This is a genomic window from Richelia sinica FACHB-800, from assembly GCF_014698825.1.
GTDB lineage: Bacteria > Cyanobacteriota > Cyanobacteriia > Cyanobacteriales > Nostocaceae > FACHB-800.
Genome location: NZ_JACJTT010000018.1, coordinates 38,082 through 59,776, shown reverse-complemented (window position 1 = coordinate 59,776; position 21,695 = coordinate 38,082). Strand labels below are relative to the sequence as shown.

At 38.0% G+C, this 21,695-nt stretch carries 14 protein-coding genes; 13 read left to right on the top strand and 1 reads right to left on the bottom strand.

The features are described from left to right. Positions 1-130: 130 nt before the first annotated feature. The 13 genes from H6G73_RS13920 to H6G73_RS13860 all read left to right on the top strand — a co-directional run bounded on the left by H6G73_RS13920 (position 131) and on the right by H6G73_RS13860 (position 20,566). The gene (locus H6G73_RS13920) at positions 131-505 is read left to right on the top strand and encodes a hypothetical protein (protein WP_190605405.1); all 375 of its coding nucleotides are present in this window, start codon (positions 131-133) and stop codon (positions 503-505) included. Positions 506-575: 70 nt separating this feature from the next. Further along, on the top strand, positions 576-872 hold the full coding sequence (locus tag H6G73_RS13915) for a hypothetical protein (RefSeq protein WP_190605403.1): 297 nt from the start codon (positions 576-578) through the stop codon (positions 870-872). Positions 873-1,267: 395 nt separating this feature from the next. Beyond that, entirely contained in the window at positions 1,268-3,481 is a 2,214-nt protein-coding gene (locus tag H6G73_RS13910; protein WP_190605401.1) for a phosphoketolase family protein, read from the top strand. 249 nt (positions 3,482-3,730) lie between these two features. After that, positions 3,731-4,600 (top strand): hypothetical protein, encoded by an 870-nt coding sequence (locus tag H6G73_RS13905; protein WP_190605399.1) that lies wholly within the window; start codon positions 3,731-3,733, stop codon positions 4,598-4,600. Between the two features lie 116 nt (positions 4,601-4,716). Further along, positions 4,717-4,863 (top strand): hypothetical protein, encoded by a 147-nt coding sequence (locus tag H6G73_RS13900; RefSeq protein WP_190605397.1) that lies wholly within the window; start codon positions 4,717-4,719, stop codon positions 4,861-4,863. Between the two features lie 579 nt (positions 4,864-5,442). Further along, positions 5,443-5,697, top strand: a complete 255-nt coding sequence (locus tag H6G73_RS13895; protein WP_190605395.1) for a DUF2281 domain-containing protein — start codon at positions 5,443-5,445, stop codon at positions 5,695-5,697. Beyond that, on the top strand, positions 5,684-6,097 hold the full coding sequence (locus tag H6G73_RS13890; protein WP_190605393.1) for a type II toxin-antitoxin system VapC family toxin: 414 nt from the start codon (positions 5,684-5,686) through the stop codon (positions 6,095-6,097). Before H6G73_RS13895 ends, H6G73_RS13890 begins: the two co-directional genes overlap by 14 nt. Positions 6,098-6,329: 232 nt before the next feature. Beyond that, positions 6,330-8,585, top strand: a complete 2,256-nt coding sequence (locus H6G73_RS13885; protein WP_190605391.1) for an AAA-like domain-containing protein — start codon at positions 6,330-6,332, stop codon at positions 8,583-8,585. A gap of 2 nt (positions 8,586-8,587) precedes the next feature. Then, positions 8,588-10,882 (top strand): TOMM precursor leader peptide-binding protein, encoded by a 2,295-nt coding sequence (locus tag H6G73_RS13880; protein WP_190605389.1) that lies wholly within the window; start codon positions 8,588-8,590, stop codon positions 10,880-10,882. 78 nt (positions 10,883-10,960) lie between these two features. Beyond that, entirely contained in the window at positions 10,961-12,043 is a 1,083-nt protein-coding gene (locus tag H6G73_RS13875; RefSeq protein WP_190605387.1) for an amidohydrolase family protein, read from the top strand. A gap of 44 nt (positions 12,044-12,087) precedes the next feature. Then, a complete protein-coding gene (locus H6G73_RS13870) occupies positions 12,088-13,179 on the top strand; it encodes a hypothetical protein (RefSeq protein ID WP_190605385.1) in 1,092 nt (363 codons plus the stop codon). A gap of 136 nt (positions 13,180-13,315) precedes the next feature. Then, positions 13,316-19,132 carry an AAA family ATPase gene (locus tag H6G73_RS13865; RefSeq protein ID WP_190605383.1) on the top strand — a complete coding sequence of 1,939 codons (5,817 nt, stop codon included), beginning with the start codon at positions 13,316-13,318 and terminating at the stop codon, positions 19,130-19,132. Between the two features lie 30 nt (positions 19,133-19,162). Next, positions 19,163-20,566 (top strand): AAA-like domain-containing protein, encoded by a 1,404-nt coding sequence (locus tag H6G73_RS13860; RefSeq protein WP_190605382.1) that lies wholly within the window; start codon positions 19,163-19,165, stop codon positions 20,564-20,566. A 128-nt stretch (positions 20,567-20,694) separates the two neighbouring features. Here the strand turns inward: H6G73_RS13860 and H6G73_RS13855 are convergent, their stop codons facing one another. Beyond that, complete coding sequence (locus H6G73_RS13855; RefSeq protein WP_190605380.1) at positions 20,695-21,444, bottom strand: RNA polymerase sigma factor; 750 nt, start codon at positions 21,442-21,444, stop codon at positions 20,695-20,697. Between the last annotated feature and the right edge of the window lie 251 nt (positions 21,445-21,695).

Sequence of the window (21,695 nt, the reverse complement as noted above, 5' to 3'; positions counted from 1 at the left end):
TTTTTCAAATATTTGAGCACTTAAATCCCAGTCTTTAATTAATGTAGATTTTATGATTGTATGTTAATTCAATGAGTATGTTTATAGTAATTTTGTAAAAAAATCAATTTTAGACATAAATGAAAGGGTTTTGTCTGCAAACGATGTGCATAAAGCTTTATTTCTTTGGAAGAGTTATATTACCTTAAGTCTAGCTAGTTATGTAGATAAGACTAGAGCAGAATTAACTCTTAAGTTAGAGGATAAAACCATGAAGAAAATAGTGATTACCAATCTTAAGGCTGATAATGCCAGTAGCTTTTTTCGTGAATTATCTCCAACTGAAACATTAACGGTCTGTGGCGGGAGTGCGGGTAGTTTAAATAACTATTATATAAATACTAATCATGGAGATATAAATAGTCCATCAAATACAATTGAAGGAGTAGGTAATAGTATCCGTGATAGTAAGTTTAATACCATAGATTATTCCCGGTCAACATACATTGTGATCAATTCCTGGTAAATCATTGTTTGCATCAATTCAGGTGTTGTACAAAACTGTTTTTATTAAGGGTATTTGTTAACAGTTTTTGATGGATTACCAACTTTTACGCCTGCTCATCTCTGAATTAATTAAGACAAGGGCTACAAGTGTGAAATCTGAAATATCTGCTGATGAATTAAATAGGCCGTTTCATCATCTTACTTTAGAAGAAATGGAAACAATATCAGGAGGAAATACTATTATACCTTTATGGAATAGTCAGAGGCAAATTATTTGTGATGGTTTCAATAGTTTTGCAGACACATATCTAAACTCATTAGGTTTCTATGACAACAAAATATTGACCATTGACTTTTCGCAGACAAATGTCTATTTGGTATTTTAATCTTTTTTTAGCAGCATCTTTAGGCTCAATTATGGGATTGAACACTAAGTGATAAAGGTTCATTGTTCAGTATCATAGGCCATGTTAAATAGGGTATTAGCATTGCTAGTACCCTATTTTTTAGCAGTAGTAACCATAACAGGATTGACAAAATAGAGAATTAAAAATTATCTAGAAAATTGATAGTCAAAGCAATTGAAGTATACATTTTATTAATCGCTATCATTTGTGATAACTATAGATTAATTGATGTTTTTTATTGATATGAACAATTGAGACTGATTCATGATAATTCCTGTTTATAGAAAATTCGGATTACAACCTGAAAGATGTAAAATTTTTGTTAATGTGAACAAACATTGCAAATTTCTCCGCATTTTATTAAGGTACTCAGCATGACAGTAGCTACATCAAAGGCATCCTCTGCGCTTCCGAATTTTTGTGAAGGGATACAATATTTTGGGGAAGCATTACCAGATTTTGAAACTTATGGGGCAACGCCGGTGATAGAATCGGGCAAGGGTGCGATCGCCTCACCTACAGATCCAAATGTAGTTTATCAAACCCTACTCGCGGCTGATGCCCTGCGCTACCTGACTCTACAAATTACTGGTAGTAAGGCTTCTGGACATCCCGGCGGTTTTGCCAGCCAAGCGGAAGCTTATGCAGCTTTGGTCATGCTGGGACATAAAAACATTATCACCGAAGTTGGACACCACGCCCCTGGTTTTTATAGTGCCATGTTTTTGGATCGTTCCTTAGAAGACATGGGCATTTCTACAGTACAACAATTGCGCGATCGCTTCCGAGAAAAACATGGTCTAATCGGACATTTATCTGGTTACATTCCTGGTATTCTCGCCCCTGCTGGTCCTTTGGGACAAGGACAACATTTTGCCATGTCTGCTGCACTGCTGCACCGTGACAAACTCTTCCCCTTCACTGTGGGAGATGGGGGACTAGGTGAACCCTACATCATGAGTGCAATGGCGCACTTTAACACCGCTTACCCCAAAGTAACCAACTTCCTACCTATCCTAGTTTGGAACGGTTACAGCCAAGAGCATCATAGCATGGTATCTTTAAAAACCAATGATGAAATGATCGCTTATTGGAAAGGTAACGGTTTTGCGGAAGTTATCATTGTAGATGCCAAGGAATTTGACGACCAAAACCAACCGGGAGATTACGTAGATAGCACCATTTTCTCCTTCCAAAAACGGTTAGAATTTACCAAAGCGGTATTAGTAGGCGTTGATAAAGCTGCCCGTTCTGCTTTGAGTGGCACATTAACGGTATTTATCATTAAACAACTCAAAGGCGCGGGTGTTCACGCTTTAGGGGCAAAATCTCACAACCTCTATCCTCAAGATACCTTAACCGCGCCTCATATTGTCACAGCTTTACAAAAACGCGCTTTACCTGTGGAAGCATGGCAAACAGTCCGCACAAACGCCGAACGTGCCGGAGGTGGCCCCGCAGCGAAAACTGTAGTTACAGAATTTGAATTACCTTTAGCAGACATCGGCGAATTACCATTAGAAGAATATGCAGTTGGCGGAGATCCAAAAGTTTCCACCACCGCAATGGGAAGGTTAGTCGGAATAATCGGAAATAAAGATAAAAACTTCCTCGTCACTAACGCCGATGGTAACGCCGCTTCAGGAATTGGTAATATTAATGAGGCATTAAAAATCATTCACCCCACAGCAGATGAAACCTATCATCAAGCCCCCAGAGGTCAAGTTTACGAACCTTTGAGCGAAGATGCCTGTGCAGGTTTAGCAGTTGGTTTATCCTTAATGGGGGCGAGAAGTTTGTGGTGTTCTTATGAATCTTTTGCCATCAATGGTTTACCAATTTGGCAAACTGTCACCCAAGCAATGGCAGAATTAAGAAGAAAAACACCGTCAACCATTACCTTATTTACTGCCGGTGCATTAGAACAAGGTCGCAACGGTTGGACACACCAAAGACCAGAAATTGAAGCCTATTTTGCTTCGATGATGAGAAATGGAAATGTATTTCCTGTTTTTCCCCCCGATGCTAACAGTATTCAAGTCTGTTATGACTGGGCTTTAGGAACAAAAAATAAAGGAATTGTCATTACTGCAAGTAAGTCACCTTTGCCCATTAGAACAACATTAGAACAAACCAAACAAGGGTTAGAAAAAGGCGCGATTTTATTACATGAAGTTGCGGGAGGAAAGCAAGTTGTATTTGCTGTAATTGGCGATATGACCTTAATTCCCGTGTTTGAAGCCGCCGCATTTTTAGAGACTGAAGGTATTGGGGTAAAGATAATTTCTGTTATTAACCCCCGGCGTTTATATCGTGCTAATGATACAGCTTGGGATACTTGTTCTGAACCTGATGGTGGGTTTTTGAGTGATGCAGAATTTGCTAGTTTGTTTGCTGGTGATGCCTTAATTGGTGTGACTGGTGGTGCTGGTGCGATGTTAGAACCTATTATGTTACGCAGTACCAGCAAGCGGGATATTTTCGCTTGGAAACGTGGGGAAACTACCGCAAGTGCGGGTGAGTTGATGGCGTTTAATGGGTTGACTGCGGAAGCGTTGACTAAGCGGGCTATTGAGTTAGTGCATTAAGCGTTAAATTGCGTTGCTGATATTTATGATGTATGAAAACAATTTTTGACCTTATATCAAAATGTTTGTAGAGACTCTTATCATCCAAGGTGTCTATACCCAAGATTCATCTTTGAGTCAGCAACGCACCCGCTTGCACAGAAGCAGAATATTATCTTGACAGAAAAAGAAACAAGATGCTTAGTTAAGTTATCAAATTGATGTATAATAGTTACAAAATAACCTCGACAAAATACGCAAATATCAAAAATGAATATCAATAACAATGACTTTTGCTTTTGTACTTTAGCGTTAGGTAAAGAATACCGTGATTTAGCATTACTTTTGGCTGAAGATATTTCTGTGTATGCCCCAGGTATTCCCTTTGTGATTCTCACTGATAAACCACATTACTTTAGTCAGTTTGAACAGGTTCAATCCTTTCAACATAGTCAAAAAAGCGTAGGCTGCTACCAAGATAAAGTATATGTCATTTCTAAAGCATTATCTTTGTTCAGTTCCTGTATGTTTATGGATGCAGATATGAGGATATTAAAAGAATTTCCCCAGTTTCAATGGTTGCCAGGTATAACAGCCAGAAGTTGTTCAAGTATTAAAAAACATTTTGCTACTAAAATGACAAATAATGTCAATACAAATAAAAAATACCTAGTTGTAGAAAAGTCTGCTCACCACTTAAATTTGAATTTGCAAGATGAAAATATTCGCTTTGTACATGAATTCTTATTTGTAGTAACCAGAGATGAAGGTAAAGAAATACATTTTTTAAAGCTTTGGGAACAGTTGGGTAGATTTTTTGAACTAAATGGTATGTATGATGGGGAAGGAAATACAATGGGACTAGCAGCAGCTAAAGTTGGACTCACCATAAGACATGACACTATGGAAAACTTGGATTTTTTTAAAGATAAAATTGAGCGTGTCAGAATCAAATATGGACAATCTGAGCCAGAAAAAAATCGTATTTTTTTTGAAAAACGTGAAGAGATATGCCGCAAGAATCATCCCCTGATTAAAAAAATAATTACCAAAATTACTACAAAAATTATGTTTTATTATCGTTATATAAACTTAAGATTAATCACTAGAAACGGATTAGAACTTGAACGATTTAATTAGACAATTTTGAGCAACGAAATTCAACAATAAAACACAAAATTCTAGCATCAATAACGGTAAGGATTCAGGTTGCAGGGGATTGACAAGTGTGATATGTGAGGCAGAAGATAGCAGTTATGGAAACAGACCTGCCCTCAAAACTAGACAGTGAAACATTGAGACAATTCGCAACAGAACAACTGGTAGAGATTATCATTGAGCAGGCAAAAGGTATAGAGCAGCTAAAAACTAGACTAATAGAACTGGAATTGGATAACGATTGATTTCCCTACCAAACCTGAGATTGCAATTGCGAGGATAAACTGTTATTACTCTTTGTAACTGTCGTTACATTATAGTCAGTTCCATTCACAGTAAAAATAGCAGTGAGTAGGTTGGGTTGACGCAAGGAATTCCAATATCACCCAAACCACCCCATCATCAAATATAGCAATCCTAAATGATACGTGAGAGTTCAAAAAGCCTCAAATACTTATAAAACAAGGATTTTTATCTAGGTATTTTCTCAGGATTGAGGTAGGATTGCTATATGTGGGACAGAAATCATCATTATGTAAGCATCTGTTAGAATAGGGAAATTAAAGTTAACAACAAAATTATGATTGAATTACAATAATTACAAGAATAGGTATTAAAATTACCAATCAAAGAAGGTTGGCATCTCATACGAATTATACTAGCATCTATTCAACAAGAAATCCTATCTTCTATTCCTGAAAAACCCACCATAGAAACCTTCTTTGAACTTGCTCTCTGTAATCAAATTTTAATAGGTGTAATTAGCTTAGAATCAGAAAATACAGTATAATGGTAGGAAAAATAACTCAAAGAAGGCAGTAATTATGGATATCAAACTTGCAGAAATATCTCAAGAAATTAACAGCTTACCAGAAGAAGCACAAATCTTACTACTTGATTTTATTCAATTACTAAAAAAACGTTATCTACAACCAGAAAATCATCATCAAGAAAAAACTATCTATGAAAAATTTGATGAAATTGGATTAATTGGTTGTTGTTCTGTAGATGAAAATTTATCAACCACATATAAAGAAGCTTTATCTAATACATTACCCAATAAATATGATCATAGTTGATACAGGATTTTGGTTAGCTCTCATTGACCAAAAAGACACCTACCACGAACAAACAAAACAAACTTTTAAAAAATACAACGAACCATTAATTACAACATGGTGTGTTGTCACCGAAACCTGTTATCTTTTACTAACTCGCAAAGGAGTTCAAGCGCAAATTACTTTTTTAAACAGTCTGCAACAAGAATTATTTACAGTTTTTAATTTAGAAGCTCACCATAATCCGCGAATTATTCAGCTAATGGAACAATATGCTAATTTGCCAATGGATTTAGCTGATGCTTCCTTAGTAATTTTAGCAGAACATTTAGGACATGGGCGCATTTTTTCAGTAGATCAACGTGACTTTAACACCTATCGTTGGAAGCAAAGTTATCCTTTTGAAAATTTGCTATTTTGAGCTAATTAATTTATAGCGAGTAGGTTGGGTTGACACAACAAAACCCTACATCACCCATAACATCTAAACAGTAGTCCCCTCTTGGCAAGGGTGAACGACGCAACCGATGGGTAAACATTTATGCAGCCACACAAAGAAACGGTATAAGACAGTAAAAAATTTATATTAAATTAGTAATATATTATACTAATATATATTTCTGCCTGATACTTACAGCTTTTCACAACTATTCATGTTTGCCAAATTCAATGCCACCTATCAATATCAACCTGGTGGTAGTCTTCCCCCAGATGCACCTACCTATGTGGTGCGTCAAGCTGACACCGAACTTTACCAAGGGTTATTAGCGGGAGAATATTGTTATGTTCTCAATGCTAGGCAAATGGGTAAGTCTAGCTTACGAGTACGGACAATGGAAAGTTTACGTGCCACAGGAATTGCTTGTGCAGAAATTGAGTTGAGTGGCATTGGTAGTCAACAAATTACTCCTTCCCAATGGTATGGGGGCATAATTCAGGAATTAATTAGTGGTTTTAAGTTACAAATTAATCGACGTAGTTGGTTAAAAGAACGGGATGATCTTTCTCCTATCCAATGTTTAAATGAATTTATCGAAACAGTTTTATTAACCCAAATTCAAGAAAAAATAGTTATTTTTATTGATGAAATTGATAATGTATTAGGGCTGAATTTTTCCACAGATGAATTTTTTGGACTGATTCGCCACTGTTATGAAAACCGGGCTTTGAATCCAGCTTATCGAAGGCTTTCATTTGCTCTGTTGGGGGTGGCTGCCCCTTCTGATTTAATTCAAGATAAAAATTTTTCTACACCTTTTAATATTGGTAGAGCGATTGAATTACAAGGATTTAAATTGGCTGAAAGTCAACCTTTAATTCAAGGATTGATAGGCAAGATTATTAACCCAGAAGCGGTGTTAAAAGAAGTTTTGTATTGGACGAATGGACAACCTTTTTTAACTCAAAAGTTGTGTTGGCTAATTGTCAATAACTGCTGCTGCAATTCTAGTACAGAATGTCCTCCACCACCACCAGGGGAAGAAAAGCAGTGGATTGAGCAAATTGTCCATAGTCAAATTCTTCAAAACTGGGAATCTCAAGACGAACCGGAGCATTTAAGAACTATACGCGATCGCTTGGTGCGGAATACACCCAACAGCGAAAAGCTATTAACCTTATACAAACAGATTATTAAACAGGGGAAAATCCCCTCAGATCATATTCCTGAATATTTGCAATTACGGCTTTCAGGACTAGTTACTCAACATCAAAGCAATTTAATAGTCAAAAACCCAATCTACGCCAAAATTTTTAATTTAGACTGGGTTAATCAACAATTAACAGCATCAAAAGTTGATGTCTATTCAGGTGATTCAACAAATGTTGTCTCTGCGGCTAATATACCTGAGTCTGCTAACACGCTTAAAAATACAGACAACCCCATCAATTTACCTTGTTATCCTAGTGGAGCAGTTCCCCTTGGTTCACCTTTTTATATAGAACGCTCAATAGTGGAAACTCAGGTTTGTGATGAAATTAGAAAACCTGGTGCTTTAGTGAGAGTGAAGGCACCGAGAGAAATGGGGAAAACTTCTTTATTGTTGAGGATGTTAGATTATTCACTTAAACAAAATTATCATACAGTCAGCTTAAGTCTAGAACAAATTGACGATGTAATTTTGCGTGATTTACATCGGTTTCTGCGGTGGTTATGTGCCAATATCACCAATCAATTGCAAATGGAATCAAAATTAGATGATTACTGGGATGAAGATATTGGCAGTAAAATTAGTTGCTCTTTATATTTAAAGAATCATATTTTAAAACAATTGAAGAAACCCCTAGTATTAGCAATAGATGAAGTTCAATATATTTTTGAACATCCTGCCGTTGCTAAAGATGTTTTACCTCTGTTTCGTTCTTGGTATGAAGAAGCAAAAAGAGACCAGGTTTGGAGAAATTTACGCCTAATTATTGTCCATTCCACGGAAATTTATGTACCTCTACAATTAAAACAATCTCCTTTTAATGTGGGCTTACCAGTAGAGTTGAGTGATTTTAGTTTAGAACAGGTACAACATTTAGCACAACGCTATGGACTCCACTGGACTAACTATCAAGAAGCCCAGGAATTAATGTCTTTGGTGGAAGGACATCCGGCATTTGTACACATGGCTATTTATCATCTCAGTCAAGGAGAAATTACTTTACCGGAACTTCTAGAAACAGCAGTAACACCAACTGGAGTTTATGCCTATCATTTGCAGCGACATCAAGCAACATTACAAGAACAGCCTGAATTAGCTCAAGCATTATATACTGTGATTAATTCGACCGAACCAATATCATTAGAACCCAGTATGACTTATAAATTAAGCAGCATGGGATTAATTAAACATTTAAAAGATAAAGTAACTCCTAGTTGCGAATTATATCGAAAGTATTTCAAAACAATAAATCATATATAAATATGCTCAATCAACCAACCTTTAAACCCCTTTACTCTGTAGCAACTATAGAACCAGAGCAGATATTTCTTCTCTCTGAGCGAGATACAGTGTTATTGAGCGATCGCTTTTCCTATCGTATTGCAGCTTTACTAGAACAGCAAAGTTATACCGTTGAAGAGATTATTGACATCATTCAACTGGAACTACTACAACACATTTCCCCAGAAAAAACCGAATTTTTTCAAAGTGTTCTTGATGTCAGTGTTAAAACCCAATATGCCCTATTTCAACTAGAACAACAGGGTTATTTAGTAGAACAAGACGACTCACTACCCTCTCAATTAGCGATTTTCTGCCATCATCTTCACCTCACACCCCTAGTTGCTGCCCAAAGGTTACAATCGACAAAGGTAGCAGTCAAAGCCTTGGGATCACTTGCCACCGCAGACTTCACCGACCTCCTAGCATCTGTGCATATTCAAGTAGGTGATGCGGGAGATATCACCGTTATCTTAACCGATGACTATCTACATCCAGATTTAGCAGAATTTAATCACCAAGCATTAGCATCACAATCTCCCTGGATGTTGGTCAACCCTCTGGGAACAATTTTGTGGATAGGCCCCATATTTCAGCCCCAGCAAACCGGTTGTTGGGAATGTTTAGCGAGTCGTTTACGTGATAACAGACCAGTCACTAGATATCTGCAAACACATCAACAAACTTCCCTCTCTCCTCCTCTAGGTTTCCTTCCTTCCACAGTCCAAACAGGCTTAGGAATGGCAGCGACAGAACTGTTTAAATGGATTATTCAAGGGCAAAATCAACGATTAGCGGGGAAAATTATTACCTATGACACCTTGACCCTACAAACCCAAGACCATACCCTCGTCAAGCGGCCCCAATGTCCTAGCTGTGGTGAACTCCAGGGGAAAGAAAACATACCGCGACCAGTGGTTTTAGGACATCGGAAAAAAGCTTTTACTGCTGATGGAGGACATCGCTATTGTTCACCCCAAGAAACTCTCAGAAGATATCAACATCACATTAGCCCCATTACAGGTGTGATTAGAGAACTGAGGAAAATACCAGGCAACGGTTTAACCCACACCTACATTGCTAAACATCATTTTCTCAGCGTTTTTGACAATATCGAGAGTTTACGTCAAAATTTGGGTGGTCGTAGTGGTGGTAAAGGTCGGACGGATACCCAAGCTAGGGCTAGTGGTTTCTGTGAAGGGATTGAAAGATATTCTGGGGTATTTCAAGGCAACGAAATCATCCACAAAGGCAGTTATCAACAACTGGGAGACAAAGCCATTCACCCCAATGCTTGCATGAATTTCAGCCCAGAACAATATCAAAATCGGGAAGAATGGAATGCCCAATGTCAAGGATGGTTTCAAAAAGTCCCAGAACCCTTTGACGAAGAAAGAGAAATTGATTGGACACCTGTGTGGTCTCTCACTCACCAAGAATTCAAATATTTACCCACAGCTTACTGCTATTATGGCTATTCCCCACCCTATAAACCCGATTGTTGGGCTGATTCCAATGGGTGCGCGGCAGGTAATACCATCGAAGAAGCCATTCTCCAAGCATTTATGGAATTAGTGGAGCGAGATAGTGTAGCTTTGTGGTGGTATAACCGCATATCTCGACCAGCGGTAGATTTGGATAGTTTTGATGTACCTTATTTTCAGGAACTCAAACAATATTATCAAAGCCTTGACCGCGAACTTTGGGTACTAGATATTAGCAGTGATTTAAATATTCCTACCTTTGCAGCCATTACACACAGAAAAAATCGGGCAGTAGAAGATATTGTTTTAGGTTATGGCACTCATTTTGACCCAGTTATTGCCATCAGTCGAGCCTTAACGGAAGTAAATCAAATTCTACCCAACGTCTTACCTTGTACACCAGATGGTCGGACTATTTATCCCCAATCAGGCGATCGCTTGGCGATAGAATGGTGGCAGTCTGCAACCGTGGCTAATCAACCATATTTGTTACCAAACCACCAAAGTCACACAAAACTTGATCGCGATTATCCCCAAATAGCCCACGACGACCTCCTCGCAGATGTGCAACTTTGCCAGCAAATCGTAGAACAAAAGGGACTAGAAATGCTAGTGCTTGACCAGACCCGTCCTGATGTGGGACTCAGGGTAGCTAAAGTCATCATACCGGGAATGCGTCATATGTGGAGACGCTTAGGTTCAGGAAGATTGTATGACGTTCCTGTACAGATGGGTTGGTTACAACAGCCCCTCACACAAACCCAACTCAACCCCTATCCTATGTGGATGTAATACCCATTCAAAATTCAACACTTTTTCCTTCCTTCCTATCTCCTCAGTCATCAGCCTTTCACCACAACTCATACAACCATGCTGCATGGATATAAAATCATTGACGCTGATTCCCATGTAATCGAGCCTCAGTACATGTGGGCTAAGTATCTACCCCCAGAATTTCGCCACTTTGCCCCCTCTCCAGATATGAAAATTCAAGGACAATCAATCTTGGGCAAGATATCACAACCTGTCCTAGAAGAGGGCAATAAGCAAATGATGAATGCTCACCCCAATGCTTATTTCCAACGATATGATCCCGAATCCCATCTGCAAAATATGGTACAGATGGGCATTGATATCGCATTTCTGTATCCTACCTACGGACTCTGGATATTCGCCATTGATACCATGCCACCCGAAGTAGTAGGAGCCTTTACCCATGCCTATAACACTTGGTTATATGAGGAATTTTGCAGTTATGCACCAGAACAATTAAAAGGCGTAGGAGCAATTAATCTCCATGACCCAGAGCAAATGGTGTCCGAATTACATCGTATCGCCGAATTTGGCTGTAAAGCCGTCTTTTTACGCCCTAATCCCGTCAAAGGGCGACTTTTAAGCGATCCTGCCTATGAACCATTTTGGACAGCCTGCGAGGAATTAGGCATAGCAATAGGAATTCACGAAGGAACCCACAGCCGTTTACCCACCACAGGTGCAGATCGATTTCATACCCGTTTTGCCATGCACGCCTGTTCCCATCCCCTAGAGCACATGATGGCCTTATTAGCCTTAATTGAAGGTGGGGTACTAGAACGTCATCCACAATTAAAGGTATGTTTTTTCGAGTCTGGTTGTGGCTGGGTTCCTTACTGGTTATGGCGATTAGATGAAGAGTATGAAAATTTACATTGGGAAGTAAAGAGTCATGTAAAAATAAAACCATCGGAGTATTTCCTTCGCCAATGTTTTGTGGCCATTGAGCCGTCGGAACCTTACTTAACCCAAATTATCGACTTGATCGGGACTGACAACTTAATCTTCGGTTCAGATTATCCCCATATGGATCATAAACCTAACATTGTCAACACATTATTAGGACTTGATGGTTTATCTCCAGCCACAATCCAAAAAATAGTTTGGGATAATCCTTGCCGTTTCTACAGTTTGACTTGAACTATTTCCCAACTTGTTAATCAGCAATAAGGTCAAATATTACCATGCGTCAATCAGTTAAGTTGTGTGCTTCCCTAGATCCCCTCAAAACAAGGGATTGGTATAGAGATGATAGCCTTTACCAAATACTATTAGTGACTCCTCGTGCTCAGAATAATTCCCATCAAGTACCACCAGGCCCACATATTGAAACAACAATAGTCACTAAAACCAGAGGAGAATTTAGCTCCTCGGAATATCAGCTTGACTATAGCAGTGTCAGAAAGCTCAAAAAGTTAGAGTATCCACGTGTAGGCGATCCTGAAAAAATAGGTTCATACCTACCATCCCCTGGTTCAGTTTTGGCAAATGGTTTTGTCCAAGCCTTGGCAGCAGAACAATCTAGTGATGAAAATGACTATGCCAGTGTCGAATTAAATAATTTTTATAGCCCTATTCGCAATTTACTTCAGACTCGGCAAATGTCTCAGTTAATTGCTAAAACATGGGATGCCTATTTAGAAGCCAATAAAGACCATCGATACATCTGGAATCAATTCACTAATGGCCAATGGAATAATATCCAATTTGACCTATTAGATGGTTTGGTGGCCAGGGAAATTTTCCTGATTACACCAAATTATCCCCCTGATCATTTAATACCAGACAACCTAGATCCTTACTATCCACTTAAACCCAAACAAGACCCTGATGAAGCATCAAGACTATTAATTTTACCTAGTAGTCTAGCTTGGCAGGGTATAGCTTTGAGTCTCCTCTTAGCGGGACAAGCATACTATAAACTTGGTGAACCTGGCCAAGAACAGTACCACCAAATTTATCCGCCTATTTTGAGTACGGGCGAAATCGTCACAGAGTATAGCTTAGAAGTAAGTTGGAATATCTTTCAGGGAAATGTGAGAGAGATGTCAACTAGTCCAACCAGTAATTCTTTAGCTGCGAGAGTGGTTTTTCCCTATCCTCCCATCCCCTCTGAATTAAATCTACCTGCCCAGCATATTAAAACATGGGCTTATGCCTCGGATAAAGATGGAGACATTCCCTTTTATGATCAGACAGATGATGGAAAATATCTGGTCAATGTTTTATATTATACTCCTCCCTATCCCTACATTCCTTTAAGTAGCTGTTCTTAAACAAGACAAGAGTATTTGCATCTCAAATTTTAACAAAAATACAGGTGATAGAAAGTAGTTAAACTATTCACTATTACCTGTATTTTTTAGTATTATATAAACTTATGAGTTATTTTTATTACCTATTAGATATAATATGGACGAAAATACAATTAACTACCAAATAATTGACAAAATCTATGAAAGTGCTAATTCACTGGTGTTTCGGGGAATATTAGAACCAGATCAACAACCGATTATTTTAAAAATCCTCAAAGAGAATTATCCATCTCCCTCTGAATTAACAAGGTATAAGCAGGAGTATGAAATTACTCGTTCCTTAACTACAGACCGAGTTATTAAAGTTTATGGATTGCAGCGATATAAAAATAGTTTAGTAATGATATTAGAAGATTTTGGCGGTCAATCGCTGAATCTGTTGATGTCTAAACGCCAGTTTAGTTTAGAAGAGTTTTTAACGATTGCCATTAAAACCACTGAAAGTTTAGCAGATATCCATAAAGCTAATATTATTCATAAAGATATCAACCCTGCGAATATAGTTTATAACCAAAAAACTGGACAACTGAAAATAATTGATTTTGGTATTTCTACTCAGTTATTTCAAGAAAACCAGAAAGTCTGTCACATCAATCAACTAGAAGGAACTTTAGCTTATATAGCTCCTGAACAAACAGGGAGAATGAACCAAGGAATAGATTATCGGAGTGATTTTTATGCCTTGGGAGTCACTTTTTATGAAGCGTTGACTCATCAATTACCCTTTACCACTAAAGATCCAATGGAATTAGTCCATTGTCATATTGCCCAACATCCTAAAACTCCTCATGAACAAATTTCATCTATTCCCTTAACTTTATCGAATATTGTCGCCAAACTGTTAGCAAAAACACCAGAGGAAAGATATCAAAGTGCTTGGGGTATCAAAGCCGATTTAGAAAAATGTTTGGAGCAATTAAAGAGCCAGGGTAAAATTTATCAATTTTCTTTAGGTAGCCAAGATATTGCCGATAAATTTAATATCCCACAAAAGTTATATGGTCGAGAGCAGGAAATTGGGCAATTATTAAATACTTTTGAGCGAGTAAGTCAAGGTAATACAGAGATGATACTAGTATCTGGTTATTCAGGTATTGGTAAATCTGCTTTGGTGCATGAAATTCATAAACCAATTACCTATCAACGAGGATATTTTATTCAGGGCAAATTTGATCAGTTACAAAGAGATATTCCCTACGCAGCTATCACTCAAGCATTTCAAGATTTAATTCGTCAACTACTGAGTGAACCAGATATAGTTTTACAAAATTGGCGCAAGAAAATCTTAGAAGCTTTAGGCAGTAATGGTCAAATTATCATTGATGTTATTCCTGAACTAGAGAAAATTATTGGTAAACAGCCAGCTATTGAGCGAATAGGTGCGACTGAATCACAAAATAGGTTTAATTTATTTTTTACTAGATTCATCAATGTTTTTAGTCAAAAAGAACATCCATTAACAATTTTTCTAGATGATTTACAGTGGGCAGATTTACCATCTTTAAATTTAGTGGAAAAGTTAATCACTAATAGTGATATTCAATATTTATTAATTATTGGAGCCTATCGAGATAATGAAGTTAACCCCACTCATCCTTTAATTCAAACTTTAGAGCAAATTCACAAAACAGCAGCAAAGGTAAATCAAATAGTTCTTCAACCGTTGGCAATTCACCATGTTAATCAATTAGTTGCCGACACCTTACATTGTTCTCAAGCATATGCCCAACCTCTAGCAGATTTAGTTTTAGCTAAAACCGGAGGCAATGCTTTTTTCTTAAATCAACTATTGCAAACTTTATATCAAGAAAAATTATTAGTATTTCATAATCCTAGTCACTTAGATAATCAAGAAAATCAAGATTGTTTTTGGCGATGGGATATTGAGCAAATACAAAATATAGGGATAACGGATAATGTAGTTGATTTAATGGTCAGGAAAATTGCTAAACTTGACCAAACTACTCAAAATCTTTTAAAATTAGCTGCTTGTATAGGGAATGAATTTAATTTAGAAATTCTGGCGGTTGTTAATAAGAAATCTCCAATCATTACTTCACAACAATTACAACCAGCCCTAAAGGAAGGCTTAATTATACCCTTAAGCAATGACTATAAACTCCCTCTGCTGTGGTCTCAGGACGAAATAGCCAGTGATACTGAAGAAATTTCCCCTTCTTTCATTCCTCAATATCCTCAGATTATCCCCTATAAATTTTTGCATGACCGAGTACAGCAAGCAGCTTATAGTTTGATGGGAGCAGAAGAGAAAAAAGCTCTACATCTACAAATAGGTCGTCTTCTGCTCAAGAACACTCCAGTCAATGCCTGGGAAGAAAACATTTTTAAACTTGTTAATCACCTGAATGAGGGAACTCAGTTAATCAAGAAACAGTCAGAAAAGAATCAATTAGCTCAATTAAATCTACAAGCAGGGAAAAAAGCTAAAGCATCTACCGCTTATCAATCTGCATTAAATTATTTACAAACTGGTATCAAGCTATTAGGGAAGAATAACTGGAAGAAATATTATCAGTTGACCTGGGAATTGCAGATAGAAAATTTAGAAATGCTGTATTTTAATCAGGAATTTAAACAATTTGAACAGCTATCAGCAATGCTTTTAGAACAAGCTCAAGAGGTACTGGATAAAGCCAAGGTCAATCAATTAAAAATTTCCTATTATTATACAGCATTTAAACCTGAGCAGGCAATAGATACAGCTATGTCTGCTGTGAAAGAACTTGGTTTAAATATTGCTCAACCCTCTAGTGATGTGGCTGATAAAATTCAACAACAACAAGAGGCAATTCAACTATTTTTACAAACCAACAATTTAGCGGATATTGAAGATTTGGTGAATTTGCCTGTCATGAGTGATCAAGCACACACAGCTATCATTCTCATGTTACAGCAGACATTAACCGCGATTACTACCACTAATTTTCCTTTATCTATAGAAGTATTATTAACATTAATTAATCTATCTCTTAAATATGGGAATTCGCCACCAATAGTCTGTATTTATGGCATGTATGGGACATTATTATGTAGTTTAACCCAAGATATTAATAGTGGAGATAAGTTTGGGAAGTTAGCGATTAAGTTGCTAGAAAAATTTAATCTTAGAAAATTAGAACCTCCTGTTTTACATATATATTATGGGAATATTTGGCATTGGAAAGGATTTCTGAGAAATCCTCTAGCCTTTCAACAATTAATTTATGGTTTTAAAACGAGTATAGACACGGGAGATAATGAGTTTGCTAGTTATTTGGCAATTGATTATTGCTGGCTGAAATTTTTAAGTGGATATAATTTAGAGGAATTGCATGAAGATTGCCATAAATATTCTACATTTATTCAAAAAACAGCCATTGCTTATTCCCAATATTGCATAGAAATATTACAAAATTTAGTCATTAATTTATTCAGATATGATCCTGAATATGAATATGGAGTTATGGTTGGTGCTACTCCAGAAGAGGAAGCAGGATATTTAAAAAATTGGGAAGAAAGTAGTAGTGCCTGGTTACTCTTTTTTGCTTATTTTGGCAAAACTGTTTACTTCTATATTTGCAAAGATTACCTTGCTGCTGCTACCACTGCTAGGAATGCAGAAAAATACGTAGCTGCTGCTGGCTCCTTTTTAACTGCTCCTCAACATACTTTTTATGCTTGTTTAACGTTGCTGGCCTATAGTCAGATTTGTGGTGAAACCAACCCGCAACAAGAATTAATGGAGCAAGTAGATAAAAATTTAGAAAATATCAAAATCTGGGCAGAATATTGTCCAGAAAACTTCCAGCATAAGTATGACTTGTTGGCAGCAGAAAAAGCCAAAATCATGGGTCAAAATTGGCAAGCTCAAGAACTTTATGAAAGGGCGATTCAAGGAGCAAAAAAATCCGAATTTCTCCATGAAGAAGCTATAGCCTATGAACGAACAGCGGAGTTTTATTTGGCTTTAGGTAGGGAAGAAATCGGTCAATTATATTTGCGGAATGCCCATCATTGCTATACTCGCTGGGGAGCGATAGTTAAAGTCAAACAATTAGAAACCGAATATCCTCAATTATTAATTGGTCTTGGTCAGGAAAGAACAGTTCAAAGTTTGAGCACTACGGTGTCTACCACCGGTAAAAGTGGAGATTTGCTTGACTTAGCAACAGTCATGAAAGCGTCTTATGCACTTGCGGAAGAAATCATTCTCAGCAACTTGCTAGCTAAATTAATGAAAATCATGATTGAGAATGCAGGGGCACAAAAAGGGGTTCTGCTGTTATATTCCCATGAACAGTGGTTGATTGAAGCGATCGCATCTGTGGATTGTGAGGACATGACTATTCTTCAATCCCTACCCTTGGATTCTCTAGATCCTGTTCGTCAAACTCCTCTCCTCTCCTCTGCCATTATCCACTACGTGGCCCGTAGTCAGGAAAGCGTGATTCTCCATGATGCTGGTCAAGAGGGACAATATACCCGTGACCCCTACATTGTTGCTACCCAACCGAAATCAATTCTCTGCACTCCCCTCCTTAATCAAGGGAAATTAAGTGGCATTTTATATTTAGAAAATAATCTCACCACCGGGGCTTTTACTCCTAATCGAGTGGAAGTTTTAAATATTCTTTCTAGTCAAGCAGCAATATCTATTGAAAACTCTCGCTTATATGCCACTCTCGAACAAAAAGTAGAAGAACGAACCCAAGAACTCACACAAACTTTAGAAGTTCTCAAAGCTACTCAAGCCAAATTAGAATTTGAAAATGCCCTTCTCAAAAGTGACGAACAAGCCGCAGAATATGATTATCAAGTTGGGGGAAGTTTACCTATTGATGCTCCTACCTATGTGGTGCGATCAGCAGATCGTTATCTCTACAAAGCTTTAACCAAAGGCGATTTTTGTTATATCCTCAACACTCGACAAATGGGTAAATCCAGTTTGATGGTGCGGATGATGCACCACCTACAGCAAGAAGAATTGTGTTGTGCTGCTATTGATATGACTCGTATTGGTAATGAAAACATTACCCCAGAACAATGGTATAAGGGTTTAATTGTGGAACTATGGCAAAGTTTTGACCTGTTCGGTAAGGTGAATTTAAAAGCTTGGTGGCAAGAACATCTCAATCTTTCTCCTGTACAACAATTAAGTAAATTTTTAGAAAATGTACTGTTAAAAGAAGTGACATCTACTGATAGCGATGTTCCCCCCAAAATCATTATCTTCTTTGATGAAATTGATAGTGTTTTAGGCTTAGATTTTCCCGTTAATGATTTCTTTGCCTTGATTCGTTCTTGTTATAACCAACGCAGTATTAATCCCGAATATAAGCGATTGTGCTTCGCGCTATTTGGGGTAGCAACTCCTAGCGATTTAATTACCGATTATCGACGCACACCATTTAATATTGGTCAAGCAATTCAATTACATGGTTTTCAACCCCATGAAGCTCAACCACTGCTGGTAGGATTAGCAGATAAAGTTAGTAACCCCCAAGCTGTCCTGAAGGAAGTGTTATTCTGGACTAATGGCCAGCCATTCTTGACTCAAAAGATTTGCCAGATGATCCGCTCCTGTGGTGCTACTGTGCCGGAAAAAAGTGAAAAAGACTGGATTGAAAACTTGATTCGCACCAACATTATAGAATATTGGGAGGCCCAGGACGAACCAGAGCATTTAAGGACAATCCGCGATCGCGTCCTCAAAGGTGAACGGCCCCCTCAACCAATGCTGGAACTATATCAACGAGTTTTAGAGGAGGGACAAGTGCCTGCGGTTGATAGTCTGGATGAGAAAGAGTTGCTACTATCAGGTTTACTAATTAAAGAACAAGGTTTTTTAAAAATACATAATCGAATTTATGAATTAATTTTTACTAATAGCTGGATTGAGCAGCATACATGCTAAATTTTATGCAAAACTTCACTCCAGAGCATCATGGCTTTTAACTTAGAAGAGGCAATTAAAAGCGCCAACCAAGCAGTTTTCGCAAAATTTTATAGAAGCTTAACTGATGTTGAAATAATTGTGCTTAAAGGTGCTTGGGAGCGAGAAGACTACGACCAAATTGCGGCTAAACACCAATACGCAACTAGTTACATTAGTCAAGATGTAGCGCCTAAGTTATGGAAAGTCTTGACAGATGCCTTAGGAGAAAAAGTCAAAAAAAGTAATTTTAAAGAAGCTCTAAAACGACGTTGGGAAAAACAGTGTTGGGAACGACAATTTGCTCATGAATCTCTGGTATTGAACGTGCAATCAATCAATGGTAATCATCAGAAGAATAATGGTTCATCTAGCAAAAATAATTTTGTACCAGATGTCATGCCATCACCATTAAAATTGAGCGAATCACAATTTTATGTGGAACGCGATCCCATAGAATCACTATGTTATGAAACCTTGTTACAGCCTGGTTCCTTGATGCGAATCAAAGCACCAAAACTCATGGGTAAAACTGCGCTGATGGAAAAAATTTTAGCGAAAGTAGCCCAGCATGGGTATCGCACCGTCAGTTTAAGTCTGGAAATGGCAGATCGGAAAACTCATCTCACTAACCTCAATAAATTTTTGCGTTGGTTCTGTCTGAATCTCAGTCGGGAAATGAACTTGACGAATCAATTAGAAGACTATTGGGATGAAGAAGGAATTGGGGCCAAGGTTAGTTGCACCACTTATTTGGAAGAATATTTATTAGCAGAAGCAGACAGACCCCTGGTGCTGTGCCTAGATGATGTGGATTTGCTATTTCCCTATCCTGAAGTGTACGAAGACTTTTTTGGACTCTTGCGTTCTTGGTATGAGAAAGCCAGAAGTAGGGAGAATTGGAAAAAACTGCGATTAGCGATCGCTCATTCTACCGATGTTTATATCCGCCTGAATATTAACCAGTCCCCTTTTAATGTAGGATTGCCCATAGAGCTACCAGAATTAACTAGAGAACAGGTACAGACATTAGCCAGGCAATATGAGTTATCCACAGATTCTAACCTCATAGACCCCCTAATGGAATTGGTAGGTGGTCATCCTTACCTGTTGCAACAGGCATTTTCTCACCTGAAAAGTTTTCCCCATATCACCCTAGAAGAATTATTAGCAGAAGCTGCCACAGATGCAGGTATTTATCGTCATCATTTACGAGAGCATTGGTTGAGTTTACAACAAGAACCAAAACTGATGACAGCCTTTCAACTGGTCATTACTTGTAATGCACCAGTGAGATTAGAAACAATCTCTGCATATCAGTTACAGAGTATGGGTTTAGTCAAACTGACAGGTAATGAAGTGGAACCGCGATGTCAGTTATATCGCTACTACTTTAGTGATGTGATGAGAAACTAATTGAAATTATGGACTATGGTTGCAATGGTGACAGTGGAAAAGAGACATCTGGGGAAAACGAATGTAGAGACTTTCCGTGGAACGCCTCTACACAGGTGATGTCATATTTAAATCAAGACTCTGCCGATTTAAGATGCGGTTGTGCCTACAAGTTGAACGATTTTCATCGATTTGGATCTGGAAAATCTCTGTTTTTGTTCTACCGTTGGATTAAAAGCGATCGCCTCGCCCTTGTTTGTCTTAAATTCCAGCGGCACAGTTTTGGACTTTCCTGCTTGACCATCTTGGCTATTCTCCCCCAGAAAATATGCCTCTAACTGGTCTCGCAGTATAGCCCGTGCTTGGGAAATGCGCTTGCAGACATTTGGGTAAGAAATATCTTGACGTTCAGCAATCTCTTGATAGGATAGCTCGTGATAGAAATGCAGGATGAAGGTTTCACGCAACCGATTCGGTAAATTAGCGATCGCTTCTTGAATAACAATCTTTTTCTCGTCTCTCTCCAAGGCATTTCCTGGTGTATCTAGCTGAAATACCTTTCCTTGCTCCTCTTGAGACGTATAAACTTCTATATCTTCTACCCGCTTAGCACTGCGATTGCGCTCACGATGAATATCTACGCATAAATTGTGAGTCAGTCTTGTCAACCAAGCTTTAAAGTTGGTGATGTCCTCTCCATAATGTTGCACCTTTTCCCAGGCTTTGATCATAGCCATGCTCAAGGCATCCTCAGCATCAGCAGAGTTACCATTCATCCATTTTAGACAGCAATAATATAAATAATCTTGGTTTTGGTGCCATAAATGCCAAAATACAGAACCAACGTGGTCAGGGCGATCGCACAACTTTGAGGTAACACTTGCTTGAGAGTGGAACATAACTTTTGATTTGATAATGCAATCAAAACTCCTGACTTCAGCCCTTGGGTTGAGGCTGTCTGGTCAGTCTCAAACTTCCAATCCAGAGTGGATTACTATGCATTATCCTTGGCTGACTCAATCAATAGTTGAGTTAAACTCAGCACTACTCACCATCAGTTAAATTCAGCTTGCCACCTCAAAATTCAGTTAATTTCAGGTTTTTTTGAAACTAGTCCTTGGACATCATAAAACAAGCATAATAGCACTTA

What these genes read in the sequence shown, in the direction of transcription:
- H6G73_RS13915 (WP_190605403.1), top strand. Translation starts at nt 576, where the DNA reads ATGGATTACCAACTTTTACGCCTGCTCATCTCTGAATTAATTAAGACA.
- H6G73_RS13910 (WP_190605401.1), top strand. Translation starts at nt 1,268, where the DNA reads ATGACAGTAGCTACATCAAAGGCATCCTCTGCGCTTCCGAATTTTTGT.
- H6G73_RS13905 (WP_190605399.1), top strand. Translation starts at nt 3,731, where the DNA reads ATGAATATCAATAACAATGACTTTTGCTTTTGTACTTTAGCGTTAGGT.
- H6G73_RS13900 (WP_190605397.1), top strand. Translation starts at nt 4,717, where the DNA reads ATGGAAACAGACCTGCCCTCAAAACTAGACAGTGAAACATTGAGACAA.
- H6G73_RS13895 (WP_190605395.1), top strand. Translation starts at nt 5,443, where the DNA reads ATGGATATCAAACTTGCAGAAATATCTCAAGAAATTAACAGCTTACCA.
- H6G73_RS13890 (WP_190605393.1), top strand. Translation starts at nt 5,684, where the DNA reads ATGATCATAGTTGATACAGGATTTTGGTTAGCTCTCATTGACCAAAAA.
- H6G73_RS13885 (WP_190605391.1), top strand. Translation starts at nt 6,330, where the DNA reads ATGTTTGCCAAATTCAATGCCACCTATCAATATCAACCTGGTGGTAGT.
- H6G73_RS13880 (WP_190605389.1), top strand. Translation starts at nt 8,588, where the DNA reads ATGCTCAATCAACCAACCTTTAAACCCCTTTACTCTGTAGCAACTATA.
- H6G73_RS13875 (WP_190605387.1), top strand. Translation starts at nt 10,961, where the DNA reads ATGCTGCATGGATATAAAATCATTGACGCTGATTCCCATGTAATCGAG.
- H6G73_RS13870 (WP_190605385.1), top strand. Translation starts at nt 12,088, where the DNA reads ATGCGTCAATCAGTTAAGTTGTGTGCTTCCCTAGATCCCCTCAAAACA.
- H6G73_RS13865 (WP_190605383.1), top strand. Translation starts at nt 13,316, where the DNA reads ATGGACGAAAATACAATTAACTACCAAATAATTGACAAAATCTATGAA.
- H6G73_RS13860 (WP_190605382.1), top strand. Translation starts at nt 19,163, where the DNA reads ATGGCTTTTAACTTAGAAGAGGCAATTAAAAGCGCCAACCAAGCAGTT.
- H6G73_RS13855 (WP_190605380.1), bottom strand. Translation starts at nt 21,444, where the DNA reads ATGTTCCACTCTCAAGCAAGTGTTACCTCAAAGTTGTGCGATCGCCCT.